The organism is Methanoculleus sp. UBA413 (genome assembly GCF_002502935.1).
Taxonomy (GTDB): domain Archaea; phylum Halobacteriota; class Methanomicrobia; order Methanomicrobiales; family Methanoculleaceae; genus Methanoculleus; species Methanoculleus bourgensis.
The window spans coordinates 807-3,110 of sequence record NZ_DAQR01000075.1; the positions used below are offsets into that span (position 1 = coordinate 807).

2 protein-coding genes are annotated in these 2,304 nt (G+C 52.6%); both read right to left on the minus strand.

The window, feature by feature from the left end; genetic code table 11:
• Nucleotides 1–102: 102 nt before the first annotated feature.
• On the minus strand, nt 103–921 hold the full coding sequence (locus BP858_RS05725; RefSeq protein ID WP_286879072.1) for a winged helix-turn-helix transcriptional regulator: 819 nt from the start codon (nt 919–921) through the stop codon (nt 103–105).
• A 683-nt stretch (nt 922–1,604) separates the two neighbouring features.
• Nucleotides 1,605–1,907, minus strand: coding sequence for a hypothetical protein (locus BP858_RS05730; RefSeq protein ID WP_286879073.1), 303 nt, complete (start codon nt 1,905–1,907; stop codon nt 1,605–1,607).
• Nucleotides 1,908–2,304 lie beyond the last annotated feature (397 nt).

Genomic DNA, 2,304 nt, shown 5'->3' on the forward strand with positions numbered 1-2,304 from the left:
ATCGTCTCATCCTCTTCACCGAACAAGATATCGCCCTGGCCGATACGGTCATTTATGCATGATGCGGATGCTCAATCCGGCCGGTTCCAATTTTGGGAGAGATCATCCCGAATCCCTGGATCCCCGGAGTTTCACGGCAGCGTAAGGTGCCTGCTTCCCTGCCTCAGGGTGTGCGCAGGAATTCCACGGTTCATGATCCTCTAGATACTCATCCGCGTCCGGGCAGAGATAATATCGCATATTTCGCCCGTCCCTCTCGCTTCGGATGATGCCATCCCTGATCAACGACTTCATATGGCAGGTGACATTCGGGCCCGACATGATGAGCCTGAACGCGATATCCTTTCTCGTGCATCCCGGGTGCTGCAGGACAAAGCGTAATATCCGGCTCTTCTGGTGATCATGGAGATATCCGGCGATCTTCCTCTCCAGGTCGGAGAAAGGATCTGCATTGACAAAATAACTCACTCCCCCGGAGTTCTGCTCTGGAGAAACCTTACCCACCCCGCATAACACTTCCACGTGGTATCTGGCGGTCCCGATGTTCATACCGAGCACCCGGGAGAGAGCGTGCATATGGATTCCAGGGTTCTCCTGTATGCACATATACACCGCATTTCGGTTTTCGTTCTCCAGGACGTTCCGGTACGTGACTCTTTTCTGGCCGAGGCGCAGCCATACGGAGAGCGAGAAGAGGAGTTGCATCGGGATGAAGAGCGCCGGGGCGGATACGCACACGAATTCGAGGATAAGGATGCTCAGGGGTACGTTCCAGATGTATAGCGGAGTTGAATCTGAAGGTAACTGCTCTGGGTATGGGCCATGAACTGGCTGAATGGGAGTGGCGCACACGGCAGACGGCAGTAGCAGGATGCAGAAGACGATCAGAGCAATTCTGGCAATCCATGACCCTGGAGCCATGGAGTTACATAAAACTAGTGGCAATAAAAATGTTTAGTTTCGGAAAATAGTTAAATGCATTCGATTGAATCCCGGTCACATCCTCTCCGCAGACCTTAAATTTCCAGAGCCCGGGCACAGGGTTGGGTATCCCGAAACGAATCTGCCCATCTGGATTACGACCGTCATCACCACAAAGTATGACCCCAAACGGATACCGCGTTCGATCTATCTCGTCGTGGCGAATATCCGCATCAGCAATAAAGTTGCTTGACCAAGCAAGGTCACGTGTATCTCCACTTAACCTGCAACTCCCCTCCATTCCGGGAACAACCAGACATCGACCGAATGATCCGCTAACGGTGGTACAAACGGCGGTACAAGCGCCGAATGACCAGCAGAGCCAGGCCAGCGAAACAGAATATAAGGAGTATCGCGAGAACAAGACCGACAACCTGGCCAAAGATCATGAGGAAGGGATCGAACTCCGGATAAAACTCCTTAATGGAGTGATAGAAGAGTAAGAGGAAGAGCATCACGGCAAACAATCCCGTTAAAATAAAGTCCATCGATACCTTTTGCCGCATGCTTCATCCACCCATTATGAAACCGTTACCGTAAACCGAACACTGTCCCAAACCGGAACTCCAGAAAGCATCTTCAGTTCGTCACTCGAAGAGATAGAATCTGCGAACCCCGCCGCATTACGGCGCATCCTTCCTGCGATGCGTTCGGATGAGATAGTATCCCACCGAGAGCACGATCACGGCCCCCAGAGCAATCCCCAGAAGCACAGGATTATAGAATACACTGAATGCGCTTTCGGATCCCTGATACGCCACCGTATCTTCGGGTTCTTGGAGCGCAGTTTGTCGGGCATTCTCTGTATCAGCTGACAATGCCTCACCGTTTGTCGGGTCGATCCGCACGTCTTCACCCGGCTGAGCGGCTGCATGCGCCATGCCGCCGCCAGTGAGGATGAAGAGCAGCAGGACAACACAGATCAACCGTCCCCGACCACTAACATTCATGCTTTATCTTCCTCCAGATGGGGGAACCCCACAAACTATTGCGGATGCCTCATCGAGGCGCCCCCACAATGACTTGTACAGAACTCCACTTATAAATTCTGTCCTATTCCTTTACACGTTCCAGGACTGTTATCAAAACTGCCGAAAACAAATCCTCCTCCTGAGGTAAAAGCACAGGAGAACATTCTTCTTGCGACGGTGTGTGCAACCGTTTCCGGCTGGCAACCCTCAAGGGATGCGATGAGGAACTGGATACGGGAAATGTTCCGCCACTCAATATGACCAGCGGGAAAAAGAGGATGTACTTGCTCCGCCACAGGAACGAGCCGGATACCTACCTCCCAAGCGCCCGCACGAACCGCTCCCGGATCTC